This is a genomic window from Candidatus Endomicrobiellum cubanum (assembly GCF_031278955.1).
GTDB lineage: Bacteria > Elusimicrobiota > Endomicrobiia > Endomicrobiales > Endomicrobiaceae > Endomicrobiellum > Endomicrobiellum cubanum.
This window is the reverse complement of the sequence record NZ_JAITJM010000032.1, coordinates 1-26,827: the sequence shown is the minus strand read 5'-3', so window position 1 is coordinate 26,827 and position 26,827 is coordinate 1. Positions and strand designations below refer to the sequence as shown.

The following is a 26,827-nucleotide window of genomic DNA, read 5'->3' as shown; positions in this document are numbered from 1 at the left end:
AATGCAATCAAGAAAAGTTTACTTAGATAATAGTGCCACTACAATTGTAAATGCTGAAGTTATAAAAGATATGGAAGCATACTTCGCTAATATTTATGGTAATGCCTCAAGTATCCACTCTTTTGGAAGGCAAGCTAAAGAAGCTTTAAATAATTCTAGAGAACAAATAGCTTCTCTTTTAAACGCAAGTGTAGACGAAATATTTTTTACTGGTTGTGGTACAGAGTCAGACAACATTGCAATCTTTGGAATATTAAATGCTCATGATTTTAAAGGGCATATAATCACTACAAAAATTGAACATCATGCTGTTTTATATTCTTGCCAATATCTTGAAAAGAATGGTTATAATGTGACTTATCTTGATGTGGACAAAGATGGAGTTATTTCTTTAGAAGATTTTAAACGGACTGTTAGAGATGACACTGTTCTTGTAAGTATAATGCATGCAAATAATGAAGTAGGAGCAATACAACCTATAGAAGAAATAGGGGCATATTTACAAACAATAAATGAGAGCAGGAATAACAAGATTTATTTTCATACAGATGCAGTTCAAACAGCAGGGAAAGTTCATTTAGATGTTAAAGCATTAAAGGTAGATTTGCTGGCAATTTCTGGCCATAAGTTTTATGCCCCAAAAGGTATAGGTGTTTTATATGTAAAAAAAGGGACAAAAATTAAACCTATAACTTTTGGAGGCAGTCAAGAAAGTGAGCTTAGACCAGGAACGGAAAATATACCTTACATTGTTGGCATTACTAAAGCTTTTGAAATCGCTAATGCTTATTTGGAAGAAAATAATAAACGAGTGTTATTTTTAAGAGAGGAATTAAAAGAGGGAGTTATAAAAAAAATTCCAGAAGTAATAATAAATGGAAGTGGTAGTAAAGCTGTTTCTAGTATTTTAAATGTGAGTTTTAAATATATAGAGGGAGAAGCGCTACTTGTGATGTTAGATATGTGTGGTATAGCTGCTTCTACAGGTTCAGCTTGTGCTGTAGGTTTGGGAGGTTCGCATGTTTTGCAGGCTATGTGTGTTGACCCAATAGCAGCTCAAGGAACTATAAGGTTTTCTTTTGGATGTTATAATACCCAAAACGATGTTGATTATGTTTTAGAACACTTGCCTAAGATTGTTGAAAAGTTACGTTTAATGTCGCCAATGTACAAGGGAAAAGTTCTAAAGCAGGGTTTCTAGGTACTTATAAATGATATTTCTGGAGAACTGTAAATGTATAGAAATACGAAGGAAATGTTAAAGAAATTTATCTCTAATTGGGTAATTTTATTTAGACGTCAATTTCTAGCAAATAGAAAAGTAAATTATGGTCTGCAGAAAAGAAAAACATTAAAATTTGAAGTGCATATTACGGACCATTGTTAATTTAAATTGTAAGAGCTGTAGTCATTTTTCTCCATTATCTAAAGAATATTACCTTGATTTAGCGCAATTCAAAAATGATTGTCAAAGACTTGCCTTGCTATCAAATGGAAAGGTGGAAGATGTTAATTTTTTGGGTGGAGAACCATTATTACATTCTAATTTGTGTGAATTTTTTATACTGCAAGGATGAATTTTAAGGCAGCAGGATTATCTATTATTACAAATGGAATATTATTATTGAAATAGATTAAAGATTTTTGGGAAAGTTGTAGACAAAATAAAGTACAAATTTACATTAGTCATTATCCTATAAGTTTAGATATGGAAGCAATTAATTCACTTTCAAAATCTTATGGTGTGAAAATAACATATGCTTCTTCGAATGGAATGATAGAACCTGACTTGACCTTTTGGGTTCCCCCGAAAGAAAAAGCAATAATATAAAAGTATTTAATACATATTCTCTTCTATAAAAGAGTTTATCTTTTCTTTATATCTTAACATAAATAATAGTCTAAATATCTATTTAGACTATTATTTTACATAATATACACTAATTATGTAAAATAATATATAGTTGTTTAGAGGACAACTCCTTTTTTAGAAAAAACAAAAATTACATGTTTTTATATAAAAACATCTGTTTGGGTTCCCCCAAACCACCTTTTTATGAGTGATTCCCCCTTTTTTTCCTTAAAACGGTCAAGTCAGGTAGAAGGGGAGGACAAACTTGAATGGTCTGCCATGAAACTAGATGTTAATGGTTTTCAAGACGCAGAGAAAAGTTTTAGGTTGTGCGGACAATCTAACAGCTGTATCAATTAAAAGATGGAAAGCTTTATATTTGCCACACCATACCCTACATAGAAATATTAAATGAATATTTTGGTCAGAGTTTTAGTGTTAGCCAAGATGATTATATTGACATATATAAAGCAAACAGTATTGATGAGATATTAGATTTTATCTCATGCTCCTTTGTTTTGTCGATACTATAATATGGAGCAACAAACGAAATAGATTGGTCTCATTCTAAAAAAGAACTTTCTGAATGGGTCCAAACAAATTCTTGATACAGAATATAAAAAAAAGTACAATACAAATCATTTTAAATATTGGCATAGGAGGAATAAATGTACATTGATTTTGTGTCAGATTGGCCAGCGTATGTTTTTATGTTGTTTTTCATTTTTTTCTTTGTGTATATAATTATAAAAGGTAATGTTAAATAGATTATTTTTGGAGAATTGAAATGGCTGATAAATTTTCTTTTGATATTGTTTCTGAAGTAAATATGATGGAAGTTGAAAATGCTGTTAACCAAGCGCAAAAAGAACTTTCAAATAGATTTGACTTTAAAGGGAGTAAATCTTCTATAGAGTTAAATAAAAATGATAAAAAGATTACACTTGTTGCAGATGACGATTATAAAATGAAAGCTTTAAAAGATATGTTAGAGGGTCGTTTTGCAAAAAGGGGTGTTTCTATAAAGTCTTTAAATTATAAAACTCAAGAAAAAGCTTTTGAAGGGTATATTAGGCAGGTTGCTGAAATTGTTTCTGGACTTCCTTCAGATAAAGCAAAAGAGTTATCAAAACTTATCAGAGATTCTAAAATAAAAGTCCAGACACAAATAGATAGCTCAAAAGTAAAAGTGATTTCTCCCAAAAAAGACGACTTACAGCAGGTAATAGCTTATTTAAAAGAAGTTTCTTTTTCTTTGCCTTTACAGTTTACTAATTATAGATAATAAGAGGTGAAAAATGTCTGTAAGCAAGGGTAAGATTCTAATTGTTGATGATGAGCAAGCTATAAGAGATCTCTTGATTCAAGAGTTTGTAAGTTTGGGCTATGATGTTTTGTTTGCTGTTGATGGGCAAGACGCAATATCAAAAATTACTTCCAACAAAATCAATGTAGTGGTTTCTGACATAAAAATGCCCAAAGTTGACGGCATTACTCTTTTAAAAACTATAAAAGATAAATCTCCAGAAACGGAAGTTGTAATAATGACAGGGCATGCTACTATGGACAATGCATTATATGCTATGCGTAGTGGAGCTTACGATTTTGTTCAAAAACCTTTTAACATAGATGAACTTTCTGCTCTAGTAGAAAAAGCTATGGAAAAAAGGGAACTTAAAATACTTTTAGCCTTATACGAAAGTTCAACTGCTATATTTTCAAGCGTAAAATTAGAAGAGCTTTTTCCAGTTTTTATATCTCTTCTTAAGAATGCGATTTCATCAAACGATGTTTCAATTTTTTTAGAAGATACGAAAAAACAAATGTATTTAGCAGCGTCTTCTATCCCTATATTTGATGTTTATAGAAGAAAATTGGAAATTTTTGTTTCTAAAATTCATCAAGGAAAATCAGGTAATTATGAGCCTTTAATTATCAATAGTAGTGATATAACAGAAAAATTCTCTGATATATTTGACTCTACAACAGAAGTTAAAAGCGTTTTAGTTTATCCGATGGTTTTTATCGGGGAAATAATTGGTTATTTAGTATTCACAAAGACTTCTGATGATGTCATATTTACACAGTCAGATTTGAGAAATATTTTAGTTTTTGTTTCCCAAATGGTTCAATCTATTAACAATACTAAACTATATGAGAAGTTAGAGGCTAAAATTGTAGAATTACAAGCCACTCTTTTAGATTTAGAAGCTGCAAAAGAGGAGATAAAGTCTTTGAAAGAAGTAAATTCATGTCCTTAAAAAATCAGATTATAAATGTCGTTTGTGAGAAAATTGTTTTTCCTGGGCAATCTCTTTGCAGATGTGAAGATGGTTTAGTCTTGTTTACAGACTGGCTCTTGCCAAAAGAGACTGCAGAAGTGTTAGTTGTAAGAGACAAAAAAACTTATAGAGATGGTATTTTAAAGAGCATTGTTTTAGAATCTAAAGATAGAATTAATCCTAGATGCAGTTCTTTTGGTATTTGCGGAGGGTGTTATTTCCAGAACCTGTCTTACGAAAATCAATTAATTCTAAAACAAGAGTATTTAAAAGAACTTTTAAGCTTTACAGATTTAAATATTTCTACGATAATACCAAGTCCTTTACAATGGTATTATAGAAATAAAATGGAATTCAGTTTTTTTAACAGTAGGGGCACTGTAGACTTAGGACTTCATGAGAAAGGAAATTTCAATAAGTATGTCCCAGTTCCACCTTGCTATATATGTGACAAAGATTTTATTAAAGTTGTAGATATTGTTAAACATTTTGCTAAAGAAAGTAAACTGTTTGCTTATGACAATAAAAAACATGAAGGTTTTTTTAGACATGTAGTTTTGCGTAAAGCTCAAAACAATAACCAACTTCTTGTAAATATAGTGACAAATGAATCTACAATGGGGCAAGATGTATTAAGACCTATTGTAAATGAGCTTTCAGTTTTTGTTGATAGTTTGTACTGGACTATAAATTCTAGAAGGTCAGATGCTGTAGTTGTAAATAAACTTATTTTATTGCATGGAAAGCCTTGTATAAGAGAAAAACTTAACGTTGGCAGTAAAGATTTCTACTTTAACATTTCACCTTTTTCTTTCTTTCAAACAAGCTCAAAAGGCACGGAAATTTTGTATAATCAGGTGTTAAAACTTTTAAAACCTTCCAAACATGATACATTATTGGATTTGTATTGTGGGACGGGTACTATAGGTTTATCTGTAGCTTGTAGTGTTAAAGAAGTAGTAGGTGTAGATATAATACCTGAGGCAATTGCAAGTGCAAAAGAAAATTTGATATTGAACAATATCAATAATGCTCAATTTTTTGTTGCTAGTTGTCAGGATTGGGTTGATACAACAGAGTATAACTTTGACTTGGTAGTTGTTGATCCCCCTCGTGCTGGGCTTACAGAAAAAGTCATTAATTTTTTGCTTTTTTCAAAAGCAAAAAGAATTGTTTATGTCTCTTGTAATCCTTCTACTTTAGGAAGAGACTTACAAATTATTGTTGAAAGTGGCAAGTACAATTTGACAGAAATTGTACCTATCGATGTATTTGCGCACACTAGTCATGTCGAGGTTGTGGTAGCGTTAGAATCTGACTTGACCGCTTTAACGAAAAAAAAAGGAAAAGCACTCATAAAAAAGGTGGAAAGGGGGAACCCAAAAGGTCAAGGCAGGTTAGAGTTAGGTTTTTTAGAGAAATCCTTAAATTAGTTTTTATGAATAGGAGATGTAAGTAAATGAACAAGATTGTAAGAGTAGTAGTTGTTTTTTTGTGTTATTGTTTTGCCGCAAGTGTATATGCAGATGTTTTAAATTTGGACAATTATTTAAATTTAGTTTTAAAAAATAATAGTGAGTTACAGTCTATACAATCAAACATTGATGCGGTTAAGGGAAAACTTGCTCAATTAGAAATGGCGTATTCGTATTCTTTAAATGTAGGAGTTAATTATGCTGACGATAAGAGTAAAAGGCCTCTTTCTTTAGATCTTATACCTGACGAGATAGAGAAATTTGCTTGTGATGCAGCTATAAATAAGATGTTTGGCTTTGGTAGTCAAGTTTCTGTTGGGTTAAACGGTTCTCAGAGTAACTATAAAATTGCAGATAAAGACGAAGATCTTGGCACTATTGATGTTGCTCCGTTTGTGAAATTAGAGCAGTCGTTATTAAAAGACATAAATGGTGCTTCTACAAAAGCCTCTATTGCAAAGTCTAGAGCTACCGCAAAGGCGGCTTTGTATTTGCTGGAGTATCAAAAACAAAGCCTTTTACTTAATGCAAAAATGGCTTATTGGAATTTATCTTATGCAAAAACGGTTGTAGATTTTAGGAAGAATGCTTTAAATAGAGTACAAAAAATTTTGGACTGGAACCAAAAAAGATTTAGTATGGACTTAGCAGAAAAGGCAGATATTTTGCAATCTCAAGCAGCAGTAAAGCTTGGCAATTTGAATTTAAAAATTGCTTGTGAACAAGAAAATAAAGCAAACAGAGTGGTAAATCAGTTTTTGGCTATTGCAGATGTGAATATTAAATATGACGTTGAAAAGTTTGAAGAAAAAGGGGAATTTTTTAATAGTGATTACGAGCCAGAAAAAAATTGTACAAGACTGGATGTTCTTTCTAGCTTAGAAGATGTGAACAGTGCTATGTATGATCAAATAGCAAATAAAAAGACTAGTGGAGCCGATTTAGTTTTGAGTGGACAATATGCTCTTAATAGTGTAAGCACTAAGCTTGATATTGTTCAAGATGATTTAACAAAAGCCAAAAAACCTTCATATTCGATAGGATTAAAGTATAGTTTGCCTTTAAACTTTAAATTAAGAGGGATATTAAGTCAAGGCTACGAAGCAGCAAAGATTTCAGCTCAAAAAAAAGCAGAATCATTATCCATTAAAGAGAATAATGATTGGCAGCAATTTTTAGATGATTGGAATGATGCAAAATTAAAAAATACTCTTGCTGTAGAAATAGAACAAATACAAAAACAAAGAAAACAAGAAGATGAAAAATTATTAAAAACAGGCAGAACTACAACTTATTTAGTTTTACAGACAGAACAAGCTTTAGATGACGCTACGCTAAATGTTCTTGGAAGTATTTTGGAGCTTATTAGAATATCTGAGACAGCAAAAGCATTTTATAATTACAATAAGTAAAAGTAAATTAAAGTTTAGAGGATAATATAATGAATTTAGCAAAAATAGCAATTAAACGCCCGACTTTTATAATAGCGTTGCTTATGGTGTTTGTAATTTTGGGAGCTGTTTCTTTAAATAAACTTAGCGTGAGAATGTTCCCTGATGTGGAATTTCCATATGTTTTAATTATGACTTCTTACCCTGGTGCAGGCGTAGCTGAAATTGAACAGCTTGTTTCAAAACCTATAGAAGATGCAGTCAGTGGTGTCTCCGCTTTAAAACACGTCAGTTCAATAAATCAAGATAATATGTCTGTAGTTTTTTGTGAATTCCAACTTTCAAAAAATCCTGACATTGCAACTCAAGAAGTTAGAGACAAAGTCGGGCAAATTAGACTTGACTTACCTGACGATATAAAAGAACCAGTAATAATGAAGGCAGATATTAACAGCCTTCCTATAGGAACTATCAGTTTGAAGGCAAAGGGTCTTACACCTAAACAGATGTATGATTTTGCAGACGATGTAGTTTCTAAAGATTTAGCTCAAGTTTCTGGAGTGTCGCAGATAAACATTATTGGTGGACAAAAAAGAGAAATACATATTAATGCAGATAAGAACAAACTTAAAAATTATGAGCTCACTCTTACATCTCTTGCAGCAAAAATTAAATCTAATTCTTTAAATATCCCTGCTGGAAAAGTAAACAGAGGTGCAAACGAAGTAGAATTTAGAACTTTGGGGGAATTTAGATCTGTTGCTCAGATTAATGATGTTGTTGTAAATTTTTTAGGCAATGATAGACGTGTTACAGTTGGAGATGTTGCTGCTGTAGAGGATGGGGTTGAAAAAGAAGTTTCGCGTGCAAGAATAGATATTAAAAAAAATGGTAATTTTGCTTCTGAGCCTGCTCTTCTTTTGCAAATTTATAGACAAGCAAAAGGTAACGACGTAGCAATATCAGATGGGATAAAGAAAAAGATTGCCGAAGTCAATCAAAAGTATTTACAGTATGATGGGCGACCACAGCTTACTATGATTTCAGATTCTGCGCATGGCGTAAGAATGAACATAGAAAATGTTAAATCCACAATTATTGAGGGCGTTTTTCTTGCAATAATTGTAGTTTATTTATTTTTAGCTAGTTGGCGTTCAACCTTTATTACAGCGCTTTCTTTGCCAAACAGTTTAATAGGCTCTTTTGTTTTTATGTATGCATTTGGATTTAGCTTAAATGTATTGTCTTTAATGGCTTTATCGCTGGCTGTTGGTCTTTTGATTGACGATGCTATTGTTGTTAGAGAGAATATCTTTAGGCATTATGAGGAAGGATCAAATCCTATAAAAGCGGCTTTGGATGGAACAAATGAGGTTACTTTAGCAGTTATAGCCACTACAAGCACTGTGATTGCTGTATTTTTGCCTGTAGCTTTTTTAAGTGGTGTTATGGGGCAATTTTTTAAAGAATTTGGGTTAACAGTTGTGTTTGCAATGTTCATATCTATATTGGACGCTTTAACTATTGCTCCTTTACTTTCAGCATATATGATTCCTGACCATAATGCTAAAAAAGCAAAAAAAGGTAAACCTCAAGAATTTATAATTAAAATTTTTAGAAAGTTTACAGTAGAGTGGTTTAATCTATGTTTTAACATTTTGGAGAGAGCATATAAAAAATTAATATTATTTATTGTAAAAGCAAAAGTTGTAGATTTTGAATTTGGTAAAAATAAGAACCGTTTTTCTATAAGTTGGAAATTTACGACTCTTATAATTGCAGCGTTTATATTTATCTTTACTATTAGCGTGGCAAAAAAATATTTAAAAGCTACCTTTATGCCTGCTGCTGAATGGGGCGAGTTTAATATTAACTTGCAATCAAAGCCAGGCACTTCTTTAGATCAAATGGATAGATATACTAGACAAGTTGAAGAAATATTAATGAACGATCCAAATATAGAGCTTGTTTCTGTGGCAGTAGGGCAAAGTGGAATGTTTTCTAACCTTGCAAGTCAATCAAGCATGTATGTAAAAATGATTCCGGCAGAATCTAAAGGGGAATTTTTTGGGCTTTTTAGTAAAAAGAAAAACAAGAATATTTCTAAAAGAACACGTTCAAGTTCGCAAATGAAAGATTATCTTAGAGAAGTTTTTAAAGAAAAGTTTGGCGATGAATTGGAAGTTTCCATAGTGAGGCAGAGTGTTGGCGGTGGTGGGGAAAGCGAGTTTATTATGGAACTCAATGGAGACAATATAGATGTCTTGTATGATGTGTCTCAAGTTTTAATAAAACGGTTTAAAGAAATACCTTATTTTGTAGACGTGCATTCCAACTATAAAATTGGCAAACCCGAAGTGCAAATACAGATGGATCCTAAAAAAATGGAAGATTACGGTGTAAGTTCTGTTGTTGTAGGAAATGAAGTAAGAGCCATGATAGATGGCGCCTTGGCAGGTAAATTTAGAGATAATGGTTTAGAGTATGATATAAAAGTTAGATTTGCTCAAGACCAGCAGGATATCGCTCAAAATTTAGATGCTATTTATATAAACAATGTAAATAATAAGCTTGTAAAGTTAAAGAATGTTGCTTCTCTAAAAATGGCTGAAGGGCCTACTCAAATATTTAGAGAAGATAGAGTACGTTATATTTCAGTTGAGGGTAATCTTGCAGCAGGCGGGACAATAAACGAAATACAAAAAGAAGCTATTAGAATATTTAATGAAGAAAAGTCAAAACCTGAAAATCTAGAACAATGGAAACATGTGCGGTTTGGACTTTTTGGAAATGCTGAAGACATGGCGGAAATGTTTAAGAGTATTATCATTGCTGCGGGGTTATCTCTTATATTTATTTTTATGGTACTTGCAAGTTTATATGAGTCTATTATTACACCATTTACAATTATGATAGCTCTTCCTTTAGCTATTATAGGTGGGCTTTTGGCTCTACTTATGGTAAGGCAGCCAATAGATATGTTTACGCTTATTGGAATGATAATGCTGTTAGGTATTGTGGCAAAAAACTCTATACTTTTAGTAGACTATATCCAACAGCAGATGAGAGACGGCTTAAATATTGATGACGCTATAATAAAGGCTGGCATAGTAAGACTTCGTCCTATACTTATGACGTCTTTTGCTCTTATAGCTGGGATGTTACCAACAGCGTTAGGTCTTAGCGAAGTAGGCCAGTTTAGAAAAGGTATGGGAATTGTTGTTATAGGAGGCGTTATAAGTTCTACAGTTCTTACATTAATTGTCGTACCTGCAATTTTTGAATATATGGATAAATTAAGATTATTTTTGAGAAGACTTGCGAAAAGACCTGAAAAGAGAATGATAGATTATACAGAAGAACAACTTCATAAACAAGATTTATAAGTTATGAAGTATCTTAAACAGTTAAGGGGGCAAGCGTTAGTGGAGGCTGCTTTAATAGCCCCATTAATTGTTGTTTTTCTTTTTGCAGTTGTGTGGTTTGCTAGCCTTATGTTAACGTGGCAACAAATATTAACAGCTACAGAATATGGCATAGATTTAATTACCTATACTAATTTTGATAAAAAGTATATAGAAAATGACATAAAAAATTATCTTTGTGATGCAAAGACTCTGGGCAGAGTTTTAGATCTAAATAGGCTTATTGTAAAAGTGGAGATAAATGACTATAAACCTGTTGACGTTGACATAGATTTTATAAAGCCAGATATTCCAAGTTTTGGCTCTTTAGATATTGTTAAAGGACTAGTACCAAAAAATTCTTTTGTAGAGATAACATATTCGTATAAAATACCTAAAATATTGAAGGTTATTGGCAAGGAAACTATTAAAATAAGATCGAAACTAGAAGTTTTATCAGGAACTGGAAGTAAAAAATATACATGGCGCAAATAAATGAGTCTGTCTTGCATATAATTTCTGTGAATATTTTGACAGAGCGAGGCGAAATATAGGAGTTTATCGTGTGATAAACACAAGTTTTTTAACACAGCAGAGCCAAAGATGGCGCAGTAAGATATGAGTTAAGGATTTTAGAGTAAAAATAAAGGAGCGACATCAATGCTAAATTTTAATTGGATTAGAAGACACAAGGGACAGGGAATGGTAGAATATATTCTTATTGTGGCAGTTGTTGTAGGCATAGTTTTTGTTGCATATAAATCTTTAGGAAAAAAAGTTAAAAGTAAATTTGAAAGCGCAAGTAGGTTATTCAAAAGGCAGATAAAGAGTAAGTTATGAGTAATAAGAAAATATTACTTATAGCTTTAATTTTTGCAATCCTTTCTGTATTTTTTGCATATATTTATATATCGGACCTAGAAACAAAATATAAAGTAATGACTGAGCCAGTTAAGGTCGTTGTAGCTTCACAGGTTATACCTCAAGGGACGGTTATAAAACAAGATATGCTTTTAGAAAAATATGTTCCTAAAGAGTATGCTCAACCAAGAGTATTTAATGGTATTAAGGAGCTTTTTTTACCGGATGGGGCCTGCGAATACATATCATTAAATACAATAGAAGAAAATGAACAAGTCTTATCAAGCAAATTATCAAAGATAAACGAATATGGAATAAGCAATTTAATTCCAGAAGGGAAAAAAGCTATATCTATAACTTTTGATATGGATAGTATAGGCATTTTATCTCCTGGCAGCAAGATAGATATTTTTGCAGCAATAGAATACACAGACTCTAATAAGCAATTACAAGAGACAGTATTTTCTTTAGTGCAAAATGTTTTGGTCTTGGCTGTAGGCAATAACTATATAGGGGCAGCCAGAAAACAAGATGATGAGATAGGCAATACTAGTATATTAACTTTAGCTTTGTCTACACAAGATGCCCAAAAAGTTATTCTTTTTTCTCAAAAAGGGAGTTTGAAATACCTAATAAGACCTACTGGTGACACAAAAGATTATGACATTGATCCTTTAAAAGTTACATCTGTAATTAAAGATCTATCAAGAGTTGTAAATAATCCAAATTATACAAAAGACATAAAACTTACAAATCAAAAAGAAGTTTTGGAGATAATAAATAAGTATGCAAGCATGAGTAAGTAACATGATCTCTCTAAAATCCTAATAGTTTATTTGAGGCATAAAATGTTTTTGATATCTCCAGAAGGTTCTTCTCTATTACAGTGTACCCTTATAGCTTTTGGGTTAGATTCAATAAATCTTAATAAAAAAGCTGATAGTATAATTGTTGATTTTTCAGTGCCAGATTCCAGTGTTTTTTGGTCTGTTTATAAAAGTTCGATAAAGTATATAGAAGATGTTTTGCCTGCTTTAACAACTGGAAACTTTAATATTATAAAAGATTATTTATTTACATGCAGGTCTAGCAGTATACTGTGTATTAAAGATCCAGTGGAGAACATAGATAGTATAGAAAGTGTCATATATCTTTTGTTTGTTTTAGATGAATATTTTAAAAATGTTTATGTTATTTTACCTTATCAGAAAAGCGAAAATGTTTTACGTTTAATTAAGGAAGCAAAACATTGCCTCATACCTTTCTTTTCTGATAGTTTATCTACAAAAAATACGATTTTATTTTTGCAAGAATATAGAGTTATTAATAGTAAACTAAATTTTACTTTGTTTAGATTTAATTTGGACTATAACTTTTATTGTGACAAAATGTTATTAGATTTTGGTGTAGGTGCTATTATTGATACTGATTTTAGCAGTTCTCTTCAAAAACAAATATTGTCTCCGACATTTTCATATCGAGATAAAACAAATCCCTATGTTGCAGCTTTGGAAAAAATTGTAAATTTAAATTCTTTGCAAACAAAATCTACAGACAATTCTAATTATAGTTATTATCAAAATGAAAATGTTTATAAAGAACTTAAAAATAATTTGCAAAAAACTCTTATAGAGGAAATAAAAGAATTTGCTCAAGAAAAAGATGAAAAAAAATTGAAAAATATTACAAAAGGTCTAGTGTTTAAAATAATAAAAACTAATAACTTAAACATACCGGAAGAAATTTTAAATAGGTTAAGTAAGGAACTTTGTGATGAGATAGCAGGACTTGGAGTTTTAGAAGATTTGTTAGAAGATTCTTCAATTACAGAGATAATGGTAAATGGACATCAAAATATATTTGTGGAAAAGTCAGGTAAAATATTTAAGACAGATTTATCATTTTCCAGCGAAGCAAATCTTAAAACAGTTATAGATAGAATAATTCATCAAGTCGGAAGACATGTTGACGAAGCTTCTCCTATTGTAGATGCTAGACTTAAAGATGGGTCTAGGGTTAATGCTGTAATAAGTCCTATATCTTTGGATGGCAGTATTGTAACAATAAGAAAATTTTCTAAAGATAAACTTTCAATAGATTCCTTGCTTTTTGCAAAAAGTATAAATCAAGACATGGTAGAATTCTTAAAACTCGCCGTACTATTAAAGAAAAATATTATTGTTTCTGGCGGTACAGGTACAGGTAAAACTACTTTACTAAATATAATTTCTTCTTTTATTCCTGAAAATGAAAGACTAATAACTATAGAAGATTCTGCAGAACTCAACCTGCAACAAAAACATGTTGTAAGGCTTGAAAGTAAACCTAAGTCTCAAGAAGGAACTGGTGAAATAAAGATTAGAAGGCTTGTTATAAATGCTTTAAGAATGCGACCAGATAGAATAATTGTTGGCGAGTGTCGTAGTGGAGAAGCGTTAGATATGCTTCAGGCAATGTCTACAGGACATGAAGGTAGTCTCACTACTTTGCATGCAACCTCTCCTAAAGATGCTATTTCTAGACTTGTGGCTATGATTTATATGTCAGGGATAGAAATCCCAGAGAGGTCTATAATTACACAAATTGTCTCCGCCGTTGATATTATTGTACAACTTTCAAGGTATCAAGACGGATCAAGAAAAATATCTTCAATTTCTCAAATACATAAAACCAATGACGATAATATATATGAAATAAAGCCTGTTTTTAAATATGTTCAAAAATCTTTTGGCAATGGTGTAGTTGCTGGAGACTTTATGTTTTGTGATTATATCCCAGAATTTATAAGTTCTGCCTATCAAAATGGGTTTAGTGTGGATATAGAGTGTTTTAAATGAGAGAAATTTTATTTTTGGTCTCTTTATCTATATTTGTATTTTGTTTAATATATTTTATTTTAAGCATTAATTTAACAAAGAATAAAAAAATTAATAAGAAAATAGATTTTAAGAACTTAATTATTAAAAGAAAAAGATTTGTCATTTTGTTTGGGATATTTATTGTATCTTTTATTGCAATAGAGAACATCATCTTTTCAGTTATTTTGTGCATTTTATATAGTTACTTTGATTGGCATTTAACCTATTTAAAAAAACAAAAGATTTCAAATCTTATTGATTTACAAATTGTAGAAGCTTTAACTATCATAAAAAATTCTTTACAGTCAGGACGTACTGTAATAAATGCTATAGTTGATGTAAAAAACGAACTTAAAGAACCAATAAAAAGCGAATTTGAGCAAATTTCTGATTCTATAACTTTAGGCTTAAGTTTTGATGAAGCAATAGGACAAGTATCTTCTAAAACGAGTAGTAAGGAATTTAAATTCGTGTTGAATACAATTAAAATATCTAAAGATACAGGCGCTAGCTTAAAGGATATATTTGAACAAATCATAGAACTGATATCTAAAAGAATTGCAACTAAGTCAAAAGTAAATGCATTAACATCTCAGGGAAAACTTTCAGGCAATATAGTCACTTTAGTCCCTTTTATTATAATTTTTATGATGTATTTAATAGAACCGGACATGATATGTCCTTTGTTTGTGACTCTTGCAGGCAATATCCTACTTCTAATAGTTGTTATTATGGTTAGTTTAGGATCTTTAGTGATAAGAAAAATTACGGAGATAGATTTTTAATGATAATATTTTTTTATTTAAGTTTTACAATTTTTGTATTTTTTCTTGTTTTTATTATATGTAACAAAATATCTAAAATTGAAAAAGCAAGTAAAGTAGATAATTTTATCAACAAAACTCAAAATAGAAATTTTATAAAATTTCTTATTTTTAAGATCTCGTCAAAATTAGGATGTTGGTTTAAATATATAAAAAATAAAAAGTTCCTAGAATACATCAATAATATTAAATTGAATTTATACTCTCTTGGCGTTGATAACAAAAAAATTGATCCTTATGAGTTTTTTGCTTTACAGATATTGTTAGGTGTACTGGGCGGTATAATTTGTGTAATGTTTGTTAGTATTGATATTTTAGTTATTATCTTAGTTTTTTTAGGAGGATTTTTTCTACCTTTTATAAAACTTAAAGAGCAATTAAAAAGAAGAAAAGATCTTATTTTAAGACAATTACCAGATATGGCAGATTTGTTGTCAATCATGTTAGATTCTGGCTTGGATTTTTATAGAGCTAGTAATAAAGTTGTACAGATAATGGAAGGCCCTTTAATTAAAGATTTTCAAAATGCTTTGTCAAAGATATACATAGGGTGTGATAAAAAGGATGCTTTTTCTGATATGGTTAGTAAAACAGACATTAAAGAACTTTCTTTTTTTGTTAGAGTAATTGACACTTCTTTGGATTCAGGTTCTGGTATGGCAGAGTCTTTTAAACGTTTATCAAATTCTTTAAGAAATGATATATATTCTCGTGCAGAGAAGAAGGCTTATCAAGCTCCTATCAAAATTCTTATCCCTTTAATTTTGTTAATATTTCCTACAATTTTTATAGTTATTTTTGGGCCAATTGCAATTAATTTTTTAAACTCAGGATTTTAAGTAAATTTCTATGAGGTTACATTTGCTTACATATGGTTCAACTTAAAAAATGTATTTTGGTATGAAATTTAAATTTTACACAACTTGAATATGCTTTTATGGAGATGAATTGGAATCTTTTGATGATAATATTGGAGTTTGCCCACATGTTAAAATTTTTTCTGAAAATTGGTAACAATAATAAATAAAAATTAGAGCTTAGTTTTATAGACAAAACAAAAAATATTGTATAGAATTCTAAATATGAATATAAAAAGGTTAAAAGTAATAAGATTTATTATTTTGCTTTTTTGTAACTTCCTTCCTTTCTATTGCTATGCAGATATAGATTTCATAACTCAAAGTGATGTAAACGATGACTCTAAGTGGAGTCAAATCTCAAATTCTAATCCAGGTATTTTTTTTGGGGATTTTGATATTTCTTCTCCACGATCAATTGTTGACAATTCTATAATAGGTTCAAATAGCCAAAGTATTAAAAGAACTTTAAGTGCATCGAGTAATAAGTTTTTTAATTTTGATACAGGACAAGGATATGTAACAATAAATAATATTACGTTACAAAAAGGTAGTCACAGGCTTTCAGGTAGCAATAATGGAGGTGGGGCAATATATACCGATACTCCCGATTTTAATTTGAATGGAACCATATTTTTTGAACAAAATACTTCTAGTGCATGTGGTGGTGCAGTTTATGCTGGAGGAAATATTTGGATTTCAAATCCTACTGATACTATAGCATTTCTTTCTAATACATCTGCATATAATGGTGGTGCCTTGTGTGCAGTAGGTACTGCTACATTTTATGGTGGTGCTTATTTTATAAATAATAAGGCCTTACATTCTGGACAAGCTTATGATGGTGGTGCTATTTATTCTAGTGGAAGTGTTATATTTATGTCAGCTTATGCTTCTGTAGAACTTTCAAGCAATGTTGCTGCTGGAAGTGGAGGCGCTATTTTTGCTTTAAATAACATAGGATTTAGTAGTAATACTATAATTTCTTATAATAAGGCAGATGGAAGTGGAGGCGCTATTTATTCTAGCGCAGGGTACGTATCTTTTAGATCTTATGTTACTGCAATAGGCAATGAAACTACATCTTCTCAAGGTGGTGCTATATTTTCAAAAGGGATAATAATAAATGATGGCGCTACTTTTAGCGATAATAAATCTGCTCAAGAAGGAGGAGCAATTTATGTATACGATAGTACGTTTTCTTATATAGGAGCTATTACTAGTGATGTTTTATTTAATAATAACAGTATGGCAATAAAAAATGAAATTAAAAGAAATGATATTTATATGGGAGGGCATTCTACTGGTGCCTCATTAAACACTTTAACTTTAGATACCAGAGATATGCGCAGTATAACTCTAAATAGTGGTATAAGATGTTCTAGCAGTGGTAATGATGTTATAAATAAAATTGGCAGAGGAACTCTTAATCTTAATGGGGATTTTATTCTAACAACTTTTAATGTATTAGATGGTTATTTAAGTTTTGGTAAGGGGTCAAGTTTTAAAAGCGACGATGTTTTTTTTTCATCAGCAGTTACAGTTAATTTAGATAGGAAAAAAGACTATGTGATAGAAATATCTACTTTTAGCTCGAGTGCTTTATTTTATTATGATTTGGATTTACAAAGTAATAATATAGATAAATTTGTTATTACAAATTCTGCTGATTTAGATGGTACTAAAGTTAAAATAAGTTTTGTTGGTGTAAATAAAACAACTGTAACATACAATTTTATTTCTTCTTTACAAAATGCTCAAGGTAATATTTTGATAGATAATACTAATGGTCAGGGTAATATAATGCATAGAGTAAACTCTTATATAACTTATGATACTGGAAACCATGCTTCTTGGAAGTCTGCCAATCTTAACATTTATGTTAATGAGTTAAATAACATTGACAGTTTGACAGACAATGAAAGGCAGGTTGCTTTTTCTCTAGATGGAGACTATGGTAAATCCCAAAACGATTTATTTCATATTATAGATGTAGTAGATAAAATGGCAAGTGTTTCAGATAAAAAAAATGCTTTGCTTAATTTGTCTGGACATATTTATGCAAATGCTATAACGGTACCAACTATTAATACGTATAAAAATAATATTTTGTCCAGATTAGATAGAAGTTATTACCCTAATAATGACAGTTTTTATAAGAGAAATTTTTGGGTACAAGGTTTTAATGCTCAAAATAATTTTAAAGGTACATTAGAGTCTCCAGAGGATTTTAATATTTTGAGTAACGGTGCTCAAGTGGGTTTTGATACCTTAAGGGAAGATAGTAGGATTTTCGGGATAGCTATAGGTTATAGAGATATGAAATCTAAACAAAATAGAGATAAAATAGATATTAAGGGGTACAATGTTGGTAGTTACTTGTCTATATTTTTTGAGAATAATTTTGAAATTAAAACTTTTGTTATTGGAGAAAGACAAAGTTATTTTGCTTCTAGGAATATTGATTATTTAAATAGAAATACTAGTGCTGATTTTGAAGGGTACAGTCTTAATTCGTCAGGAGAAATTTCTTATAACTATTATATTAGTAATAATTTTTGTATGAAGCCGTTTGTTGATATAGACTACTCACACGTTACAAGAAATGAGTTTTCTGAGACTGGCGCAGAAGATGCAAACTTAATTGTCTTTGATGGTTCTTATAATAGGGTAAATTCTTCTTTGGGTATTAAAGTAAATAATGGTATAAATAGTAAATTTAAGTGGTATTTATCTACTCAAGCTGATTTGTTGTGTTTTGGCAAAGAAGGAAACTTTAAGAGTTCATTTAAAAATGGTACACAAGAAATGGATATTAAAGGTTTGAAGAGTGATATGGCGTCAACTTCTATAGGGGCAGGTATTTTATATGATGCTTCCAAAGATTTGTCTGTTTATTTAAATTTGAACAGTAGATTTTCTCAACATCAAAATGATTATTATGGGAATGTTGGGTTTAATTATAAATTTACTACACAGCCAACTGATTTCTATAAACGTGCCTAGGTAAAATATTTGACTGGTCTAAAAAAAATAAATAAAATATGCACATAAATGTAAATCTTCGGGGAAGGTGAAAGGCATTGCCTTATTCCTTACCGGCAGTGATAAAGAAATTCTTTTAAGCCTGCGACTCTGCATTTTTATGCAGACTGAACTAGTGTAAACCTAGTGCCGACGGTGACAGCAATAATAGTTTACTAAAATATTGTAAATTAACTATTTTTGCTTTAGTCCGGACAAGAGAAGAACAATAATTTATTTAAGCCCCGAAAATAATATTTTTGAGGTTTTTTTATTTTTATGAATAATAAATATATGCAAATAGCAATAAATCTTGCAAGAAAGGGTGAACCTAAAGTTTTTCCTAACCCGCAAGTTGGCTGTGTAGTAGTTAAAGATGACAAAATTGTTGGTAGAGGTTGGCATAAATATTTTGGTGGAAAGCATGCTGAAATAAATGCTATTGAATGTGCAGGTAAAAATGCAAAAGGTGCTGATTTGTATGTTACTTTAGAACCTTGCAATAGTTATGGGAAGTGTCCACCTTGTGCACTTGCAATTGTAAATGCCAAAATAAAAAGAGTTTTTTATGCTGTGAAAGATAAGAAAAATTTTGGGACAAAGGAATTTTTAGAAAAAAATGGCATAGAAGTTCATGAGGGACTTTTTAAAAAAAAATCAACAATTTTAATAAAAGATTATTTGAGACATTTAAAAGTAAAACCTTTAGTTTCTATTAAAGCCGCAATGACTTTAGATGGTAAGATAGCAACCAGATGCTATGATTCTAAATGGATAACTTCTCAAAAGGCAAGAAATTTAGTGTACAAAATGAGAACTTTATATGATGCTGTTTTGGTTGGCAAAAATACAGCACTTAAAGATAATCCATTGCTTACGTCACATAATAAAAATCTAAAAAATCCAATAAGGGTTGTCATAGATCCTAAGCTGGAACTGCCAAAATCTTATAAATTGTTTAATAATCGAGCAAATACAATAATTTTTTATGATAAGAATATTTCAAAAATTCCAAAACATTTTAAAAAAGAGGGAGTAATACTTACTCCAATAAATATTGAAGCGTCCAAAAGAAATTTTAATTTAATAATTGAAAGACTGAATTCTTTTTCAATAAAAAGAATCTTAATAGAAGGAGGGAGTGAAATTATTGCTTCAGCACTGTTTTCAAAAAGTGTAGATGACATATATTTTTTTATTGCTCCAAAAATAATAGGTGGAAAAACATCAATCCCAGTTGTCGGTGGTCAGGGTGTAAAAAAAATATCTGAAAGTTTAAATATAAAAAAAATGCAAGTAAAAAAAATAGGCATTGATTTTTTTATAAAAGGTAAAATTGGGGAAAGTAAGGGTTAAAAATGTTTACAGGTTTAATTGAAGATATCGGTATAGTAAAAAATATTTTTAGTTCTCAAATAGAAATAGTAACATCTTTAAAAGAGATAAAAAAAGGTGACAGTATTGCCGTCAATGGAGTATGTTTAACTGCGGCTATAATAAAAGCAAATAGTTTTGTTGCAGATTATAGCCCTTATACAAATAAGAACACAGCTCTTTCTAAATTAGTAATCAATTCAAGGGTAAATTTGGAGAGAGCTTTACAATTTTCATCAAGACTTGGAGGTCATATTGTAAGTGGTCATGTTGATGGAACGGTACAAATAAGAGATATAAAAAAAATTGACAATTTTTATCAAGTGCTTTTTAATTGTAAAGAAAGTTTTCTTAATTTTATGATAACAAAATGTTCTGTTGCAATTGATGGCGTTAGTCTTACAGTATCAAAGGTATATGATTTTGGGTTTGAAGTTTTTATTATACCAGAGACATTTGTCAGTACAATTTTTAGTCTGAAAAAGAATAATGATGAAGCAAACATAGAAATTGACATACTGTCAAAATATGTAAAAAAATTTACAAATGAAAGATCAGGTAGCATTAGTATTGAAATGTTAAAAGGAAATGGATTTATTTAATATGAAAAAGGAACAAAATTTTGTGTCAGTAAAAAATGCTATAAAAGAAATTAAATCTGGCAAAATGGTAATTGTTGTAGATGATCCAAATAGGGAAAATGAAGGCGATTTAGTTTGTGCAGCTCAGACAATCACTCCTGAAAAAATAAATTTTATGTCAAAATTTGCAAGGGGACTTATCTGTGTGCCAATGCAAAAAGAAAGACTTCAAAATCTTAAGATAGATGATATGGTTAATATTTCTACAGAGCAGAAAGGTTGTTCGTTTACGGTTTCTGTGGATTGTAAAATTGGCACTTCAACAGGTATTTCTGCTCATGATAGAGCTGCAACTGTCAAAAGACTTATAGACGAAACAGCTGATCCAAACGATTTTGCTAAACCAGGCCATATTTTCCCTTTAAAATGTAAAGATGGAGGGGTTCTAACACGTACTGGACATACTGAGGCTGCTATAGATTTAGCTCAAATGGCAGGGCTTTATCCAGCTGGTGTAATATGTGAAATAATCAATGACGATGGTACTATGGCAAGAATGCCAGATTTATTGAAATTTGCTAAAAAACATAAACTTAAAATTGTAACCATTGAAGAGCTTGTTGCGTATAGACGTAGTAAAGAAACAGTTGTAAAAGAAATTGTAAGTGTTTGTTTTCCTACAAAATTTGGAGAATTTAAACTTACCTTATTTGAAGATTTGATAACAGGAAATTCTCATTTGGCTGTAATAAAAGGTGATGTTAAAAACAAGAAAAATGTTTTAGTAAGAGTACACTCCTCATGTGAAACTGGAGATATTTTTCATTCTTTAAGATGTGATTGTGGCGATCAGCTGGAAAAGGCGTTAACTTTTATAGAACAGGCAGGACAAGGGGTTGTTTTATATATGCATCAAGAGGGTAGAGGTATAGGACTGGCTAATAAATTAAAAGCTTATGAACTCCAAGAAAAGGGTATGGATACTGTAGAAGCAAACTTAGCTTTGGGTTTTGCTCCAGATTTAAGAGATTATGGCATAGGAGCTCAAATATTAGCATGTCTTGGTATAAAAAGTATAAATCTTATGACAAACAATCCTAAAAAAATAGTAGGTCTTCGAGGATATGGTTTAAAAGTTGCAAATAGAGTTCCTATTGAAATTAAATCAAATAAATCTAACAAAAAATATTTGAATACTAAAAAAGAAAAGTTAGGGCATTTATTAAATATTATGTAAATTTAAGGATGAGTTTTAATAACCCAGAGGTTTTAATATACTAAAGGTCTCTAAAAACATTAACTTATTTGAGTTTGTATAAAGGGAGAAATATTATGAAAGTTATTAGTGGTCAGTTTAAAGCAGAAGGAAAAAAGTTTGCAATGGTTGTTTCTAGATTTAATGAATTTATAACAACCAAATTAATAAATGGAGCAGAAGATATTCTTAAAAGACATTCTGTATCTGATAATGATATTTCCATTTTTTGGGTTCCAGGAGCTTTTGAAATTCCGCCTTTAGCAAAAAAAATTGTAGATTCTGAAAAGTTTGATGCTGTAATTTGTTTAGGTTGTGTTATAAAAGGAGCTACCGCTCATTTTGATTATGTATGTTCAGAAGTTTCAAAAGGAGTTGCTTTAGCTGGATTTAATAGTAAAGTGCCTGTAATTTTTGGCATTTTAACTACAGATTCTATAGAACAAGCTATAGAGCGTGCTGGGACAAAAGCAGGTAACAAAGGTTCTGAAGCTGCAATGAATGCTATAGAAATGATAAATCTATACTCGCAGATTTAGAAAAGAAGTTATATGAATTTATTAATTGATATTGTAACATTTTATCCTGTGATGGACACTAGTAAAATATGTAAGGATAGAGTTTTGTCTCTATTGAGAGATGAGGATTAAAATGAATCTTGAAACAAACCGCATAGAATACAAGGAAAAACTTACAGAAGCTCTTGAAAAAGAAGCAGTTGCTTTTCTTAATTCTAAAGGTGGCGATATTTATATCGGTGTTAGGAATGATGGCTCAATTTTAGGTGTGAGCAACCCTGATGAAATTCAGTTAAAAATCAAAGACAGACTTAAAGACAGACTTAAAGATAATATACGTCCAAGCATAATGGGGATGTTTGATATTTTCACTCAAGTAAAAGACGGTAAAACAATAATCGTAGTAAACCTTGCAAGTGGAGCAGAAACTCCTTATTACATAAAACAGAAAGGGCGTTCTGAATCTGGTTGTTTTATCCGCGTTGGCTCGGCTTCGCAACCTATGACAGAAGAGATGATAAATAAACTTATGTCTAAACGTCATCCTATGTCGTTAGAGAATATTCCTGCAAGAATGCAAGATTTAACATTTGAACAGCTCAAAATTTATTATGCCGAAAAGGGCAAACAATTGAATGAACATTTTGCGGAAAATCTGAAATTATTGACAGCTAATGCTAAATATAATCAAATAGCGTATATGTTTGCTGATAAAAACAGAATTTCAATCAGGCTTGCTCAGTGGACAGGTAAAGACAGAACTTTGAAATCTTTTGAAAAAGAAGAATACGGTGACCAATGTTTACTTACGGCGTTAAATAAAGTCCAAATAAGGCTTGACGTAGCCAATATTACACAGTCAAAAAAGCAGGGTTTAAAACCGCGTTTAGATAAAAAATATGTAGATAAAAATGCTCTGCGCGAAGCGATAATAAATGCCTTTGTCCATAATGATTATTCTCGAGAAGACACTCCTATTTTTGAAATATTTGAAGACAGATTTGAAATAACGACTTATGGAAATATATTTGAGTTGATGTCAGAGGAAGAGTTTTTTACAGGTCGTTCTACTCCACGTAATCCTGGCATTATGAGAATATTTCAAGATTTGGAACTTGTTGAACATTTAGGTTCAGGAATTCCATACATTGTCGGCTTGTATGGTCGCAAAGCCTTTCAGATTACTCAGTCGGGTTTAAGATTATCTCTAAGATTTGATAAAAATATAGACAAAGAAAGTATCAAGAAAACCGATATAAAAAGTGACCAGAAAAGTGACCAGAAAGTTCTTGAAATAGTATCCAAAAAACCGTACATAACAATACAAGAACTTTCAGAAGCAATAGGTCTTACTTATGCAGGTGCAAAGAAGAATATGACAAAACTAAAAAAACAGCGGAAAATTCGCCGAGTAGGTCCTGACAAAGGTGGACGTTGGGAAGTAATTGAAAAGAATAAATAGGTCTCAACATTCGATTTGACCAAAATTTAACATACCCTACTGTTTCTTTTTAGATACTGAGGGGTTAAAAATGATATTACCTTGCATTCATTAAGGGCCCCTTAACACAAGGACAGTTATGGCGACCAAATAAACTGCCCGACCTGGACTCGAACCAGGAGACTTCTGCTCCAGAGGCAGACGTGTTACCAATTACACCATCGGGCAAATGTTTAATTTTGTAAAAATTATAACAAAAAGTCGTTAGATTGGCAAATACATTTTCATTTTATATAATACACTATAAATATTGTTAGTATGGAGAGATAAAATGTTTGATACTGGAATGATAAAAAAGTTAAAATTAGACTTAATTAAATATATGAAATCCAAAGAATTGGAAAAACTCAACGTTGTAAGAGGAATTTTAAACGAAATAAATATTCGTGATATGAAAAATATAAAAATAGATGACAATGAAGTTGTAAAAATTTTAAGAGCTGAATTAAAAAAACGTAAAGAATCTATAGAGAGTTTCCAAAAAGCTGGGCGTAATGATTTGATAGAAAAAGAAAGTAACGAGATGCAAATTATACAGCAATATCTTCCTAAAGAAATGTCTGATGAAGAATTGTTTAGTAAGATTGAAAGAATATACAGGGAATCTGATGATAAAAGTTTTGGTGCAGTTATGAAAGCAACTGTTATTGCTGTAAATGGCCAAGCTGATGGTAAGCGTATTTCTCAAATGGTTAAAAAGACTATTGAAAGTAAATAAAAAATGTTATAATAATTGCATGCTCAAATAAATAAGTTTTGTATTAATTCAATAGGGGGAGGTATTTTGTTATGGAGCCGTCAACAAACACAAAAAAGAAGTGGATTGTGCTTGGAATAATAATTGCTATACTAGCTATTTTTGTTGCGTTAGGTCCAGTAATAGTAGCCAAATATATGAGATCCTCTAAATCAATGCAAAATACTATAACTTCCTCAACAGCAGAGTTTATGATAAAAGTCAAGGGTGTAATTAAAAAAGATACTGGAAAAGAGTTAATATATCTAAAAGGTGATAATGACCTGTATTATATTTTAGTTGGTGACAAGCTTGAACAACTCAAAGAAAACTTAAACAAAAAGGCTACTATTTTTGGAAACATTTTAGCTCCAGAGAATTTACAAGAAGGAACTGAAGATACAACTATAAATGGCAATAAAATAAGAATGAAGATTAGTGTTGTAAATTTTGAATTATAAAAATAAAGACAACTATTATTGTACATAATCAGATGATTTTTATTTGTTTATATGTGTTTTCATATTTTTTACATCTTCTATAGTAGATTTCCATTAGTTTTATTATAATATTGGTAAGGAAAGGAAAAGAAAGAGAGGTGAAATTATGAAGAAAATAAGTTCTTTATTATTAACTTTTGTAATTTCCTTTAGTAGACCTTGTTTTAGTGCCCTTCCTTCCCAAAATCCATATAATATAGGTCCTGAAGGCAGAACTATAGAAGACTTAACTAATTTTGCAAAGCCAAAAGATATGGTTTCTATTCTTCCTAATAGGCCTATACAAGCAACAGATTCTTCAGGTAATAGACAATTCTTTACAACTACAGGTAGTCTTGCTTTAAGCATATCAAAAGATGGCAGTGTTACTTTTTCTCTTTCAGGTCAGTCTAAAACAGTAGATTCTAAAGGGAACCTAAAAAAGGAAGAAAAAAGTATTATAGGTACAAATATTACAGAAGTTAGAAATGAGTTTGGAGAGATTGTATCATATAAAGAAAAAGGTATTGGCGGACAAATAGTAAAAGAGTATGATAAAGATAAAAATCTTACTAAAACAAATGTTTATGACTCTTATGGAAAAAGGATGGTTGCTAGTGTTAATGAGTTGACCAAAGCAAAAACAGTTTTTGATGATAAAGGAAGAGCTATTTATGATTTAGATTATGAAGGTAACCGTACAGCAAAATATGAGTATAATGATAAGAATATGTTAACTACAAAAATAGATATGTATGGTAATAAAACTTACTATGATGAAAATCAAAACCCTAAATATATAGAAAATGAAGGTGGAGCAATAATTAGTGAATATATATATATAGAAGATAAAAATGGTAATGTATATTTAGATAAAACTTATGATAAAAAAACAGGTGAGACAACTTACTATAAAGATGGCAAGCAGCAATATACAAGAAATCAGGCTGGCGCTATTATTACTGAATATGGATGGAGTGGTTCAAAATTAGTGTATTCGTTTAATAAGACAAATAATGAGACAACTTGGTATGATATCGACGGAAAAGCTCTGTATGTTGCGATTAATGATACAATAATAAGTAAAAACTTATATTATGAAGGTCAAATGGTTGGTGTGTGGGATAAGAGGAATAATGAAGTTACAATATTTAAAAATGAAAGAAGAGAACTAACTTTAAAAATCGATGATGGTTTGGAGCCTACAGGGGCAATGGTTAAAGCATGGGTTGATACAGGGCTTATAGATAAAAAATATCTTACAGGATTAATGTAATTTATTAAATAAAATTGACATTTGACAACATCCAATCCCATATTTTTGCCTAAACTTACCTTCTTGACTTAAAGAGAGTGCTTTAAAGGACCCTGGACCATTAGGGTTGTTATGTAAAAAAGAAAGTGTAGAACGTTTAGTATAAAGAAAGTAAAGGGGAGTAAAGATGGACAAAGAAGAGTTGAAGGGAGCAAAGAATTTGTAGGATTTGAACAAGATATTTGAAGAAATGAAAGAGCATCTAGGATTTAGCGGGTCAGAAAATAAAGAAGGAGGGAG

21 protein-coding genes and 1 tRNA gene are annotated in these 26,827 nt (G+C 30.6%); 21 read left to right on the top strand and 1 reads right to left on the bottom strand.

Annotation, left to right across the window (positions count from 1 at the left end; genetic code table 11):
* The first annotated feature begins 1 nt into the window (after position 1).
* From LBD57_RS02910 to LBD57_RS02825, 18 genes are all read left to right on the top strand, one after another.
* Positions 2-1,201 (top strand): cysteine desulfurase family protein, encoded by a 1,200-nt coding sequence (locus LBD57_RS02910; RefSeq protein WP_373469845.1) that lies wholly within the window; start codon positions 2-4, stop codon positions 1,199-1,201.
* Positions 1,202-2,639: 1,438 nt separating this feature from the next.
* On the top strand, positions 2,640-3,137 hold the full coding sequence (locus LBD57_RS02905) for a YajQ family cyclic di-GMP-binding protein (protein WP_373469844.1): 498 nt from the start codon (positions 2,640-2,642) through the stop codon (positions 3,135-3,137).
* Between the two features lie 13 nt (positions 3,138-3,150).
* Complete coding sequence (locus tag LBD57_RS02900; RefSeq protein WP_373469843.1) at positions 3,151-4,113, top strand: response regulator; 963 nt, start codon at positions 3,151-3,153, stop codon at positions 4,111-4,113.
* Positions 4,104-5,567: a 23S rRNA (uracil(1939)-C(5))-methyltransferase RlmD gene (gene rlmD, locus LBD57_RS02895; RefSeq protein ID WP_373469842.1), complete on the top strand. Its 1,464-nt coding sequence runs from the start codon at positions 4,104-4,106 to the stop codon at positions 5,565-5,567. Before LBD57_RS02900 ends, rlmD begins: the two co-directional genes overlap by 10 nt.
* 26 nt (positions 5,568-5,593) lie before the next feature.
* A complete protein-coding gene (locus tag LBD57_RS02890; RefSeq protein ID WP_373469841.1) occupies positions 5,594-7,021 on the top strand; it encodes a TolC family protein in 1,428 nt (475 codons plus the stop codon).
* 29 nt (positions 7,022-7,050) lie between these two features.
* Positions 7,051-10,386, top strand: a complete 3,336-nt coding sequence (locus tag LBD57_RS02885; protein WP_373469840.1) for an efflux RND transporter permease subunit — start codon at positions 7,051-7,053, stop codon at positions 10,384-10,386.
* A gap of 3 nt (positions 10,387-10,389) precedes the next feature.
* Complete coding sequence (locus tag LBD57_RS02880; protein ID WP_373469839.1) at positions 10,390-10,899, top strand: TadE family protein; 510 nt, start codon at positions 10,390-10,392, stop codon at positions 10,897-10,899.
* 165 nt (positions 10,900-11,064) lie between these two features.
* Positions 11,065-11,244, top strand: coding sequence for a hypothetical protein (locus LBD57_RS02875; RefSeq protein WP_373469838.1), 180 nt, complete (start codon positions 11,065-11,067; stop codon positions 11,242-11,244).
* Positions 11,241-12,071: a Flp pilus assembly protein CpaB gene (gene cpaB / locus LBD57_RS02870; RefSeq protein WP_373469837.1), complete on the top strand. Its 831-nt coding sequence runs from the start codon at positions 11,241-11,243 to the stop codon at positions 12,069-12,071. Before LBD57_RS02875 ends, cpaB begins: the two co-directional genes overlap by 4 nt.
* Positions 12,072-12,113: 42 nt before the next feature.
* On the top strand, positions 12,114-14,102 hold the full coding sequence (locus tag LBD57_RS02865; protein ID WP_373469836.1) for a CpaF family protein: 1,989 nt from the start codon (positions 12,114-12,116) through the stop codon (positions 14,100-14,102).
* The gene (locus LBD57_RS02860; RefSeq protein WP_373469835.1) at positions 14,099-14,908 is read left to right on the top strand and encodes a type II secretion system F family protein; all 810 of its coding nucleotides are present in this window, start codon (positions 14,099-14,101) and stop codon (positions 14,906-14,908) included. The genes LBD57_RS02865 and LBD57_RS02860 overlap by 4 nt, the downstream gene beginning before the upstream one ends.
* Positions 14,908-15,786, top strand: a complete 879-nt coding sequence (locus tag LBD57_RS02855; RefSeq protein WP_373469834.1) for a type II secretion system F family protein — start codon at positions 14,908-14,910, stop codon at positions 15,784-15,786. Before LBD57_RS02860 ends, LBD57_RS02855 begins: the two co-directional genes overlap by 1 nt.
* Before the next feature lie 243 nt (positions 15,787-16,029).
* Positions 16,030-18,810: an autotransporter domain-containing protein gene (locus LBD57_RS02850; protein ID WP_373469833.1), complete on the top strand. Its 2,781-nt coding sequence runs from the start codon at positions 16,030-16,032 to the stop codon at positions 18,808-18,810.
* A 297-nt stretch (positions 18,811-19,107) separates the two neighbouring features.
* Positions 19,108-20,184, top strand: coding sequence for a bifunctional diaminohydroxyphosphoribosylaminopyrimidine deaminase/5-amino-6-(5-phosphoribosylamino)uracil reductase RibD (ribD, locus tag LBD57_RS02845; protein WP_373469832.1), 1,077 nt, complete (start codon positions 19,108-19,110; stop codon positions 20,182-20,184).
* A 2-nt stretch (positions 20,185-20,186) separates the two neighbouring features.
* Positions 20,187-20,804: a riboflavin synthase gene (locus LBD57_RS02840; protein ID WP_373469831.1), complete on the top strand. Its 618-nt coding sequence runs from the start codon at positions 20,187-20,189 to the stop codon at positions 20,802-20,804.
* A gap of 1 nt (position 20,805) precedes the next feature.
* Positions 20,806-22,020, top strand: coding sequence for a bifunctional 3,4-dihydroxy-2-butanone-4-phosphate synthase/GTP cyclohydrolase II (locus LBD57_RS02835; protein WP_373469830.1), 1,215 nt, complete (start codon positions 20,806-20,808; stop codon positions 22,018-22,020).
* 95 nt (positions 22,021-22,115) lie between these two features.
* Positions 22,116-22,577, top strand: a complete 462-nt coding sequence (gene ribE / locus LBD57_RS02830) for a 6,7-dimethyl-8-ribityllumazine synthase (protein ID WP_373469829.1) — start codon at positions 22,116-22,118, stop codon at positions 22,575-22,577.
* A 112-nt stretch (positions 22,578-22,689) separates the two neighbouring features.
* Complete coding sequence (locus LBD57_RS02825; RefSeq protein WP_373469828.1) at positions 22,690-24,018, top strand: RNA-binding domain-containing protein; 1,329 nt, start codon at positions 22,690-22,692, stop codon at positions 24,016-24,018.
* A 134-nt stretch (positions 24,019-24,152) separates the two neighbouring features.
* Here LBD57_RS02825 and LBD57_RS02820 read toward each other — a convergent pair.
* Positions 24,153-24,225: transfer RNA gene (locus LBD57_RS02820), tRNA-Gln, on the bottom strand.
* A 103-nt stretch (positions 24,226-24,328) separates the two neighbouring features.
* Here LBD57_RS02820 and LBD57_RS02815 point away from each other — a divergent pair.
* The 3 genes from LBD57_RS02815 (at position 24,329) to LBD57_RS02805 (ending at position 26,548) form a co-directional block, all read left to right on the top strand.
* The gene (locus tag LBD57_RS02815) at positions 24,329-24,775 is read left to right on the top strand and encodes a GatB/YqeY domain-containing protein (RefSeq protein WP_373469827.1); all 447 of its coding nucleotides are present in this window, start codon (positions 24,329-24,331) and stop codon (positions 24,773-24,775) included.
* A gap of 71 nt (positions 24,776-24,846) precedes the next feature.
* On the top strand, positions 24,847-25,254 hold the full coding sequence (locus LBD57_RS02810) for a hypothetical protein (RefSeq protein ID WP_373469826.1): 408 nt from the start codon (positions 24,847-24,849) through the stop codon (positions 25,252-25,254).
* 145 nt (positions 25,255-25,399) lie between these two features.
* Positions 25,400-26,548: a hypothetical protein gene (locus LBD57_RS02805; protein WP_373469825.1), complete on the top strand. Its 1,149-nt coding sequence runs from the start codon at positions 25,400-25,402 to the stop codon at positions 26,546-26,548.
* Positions 26,549-26,827 lie beyond the last annotated feature (279 nt).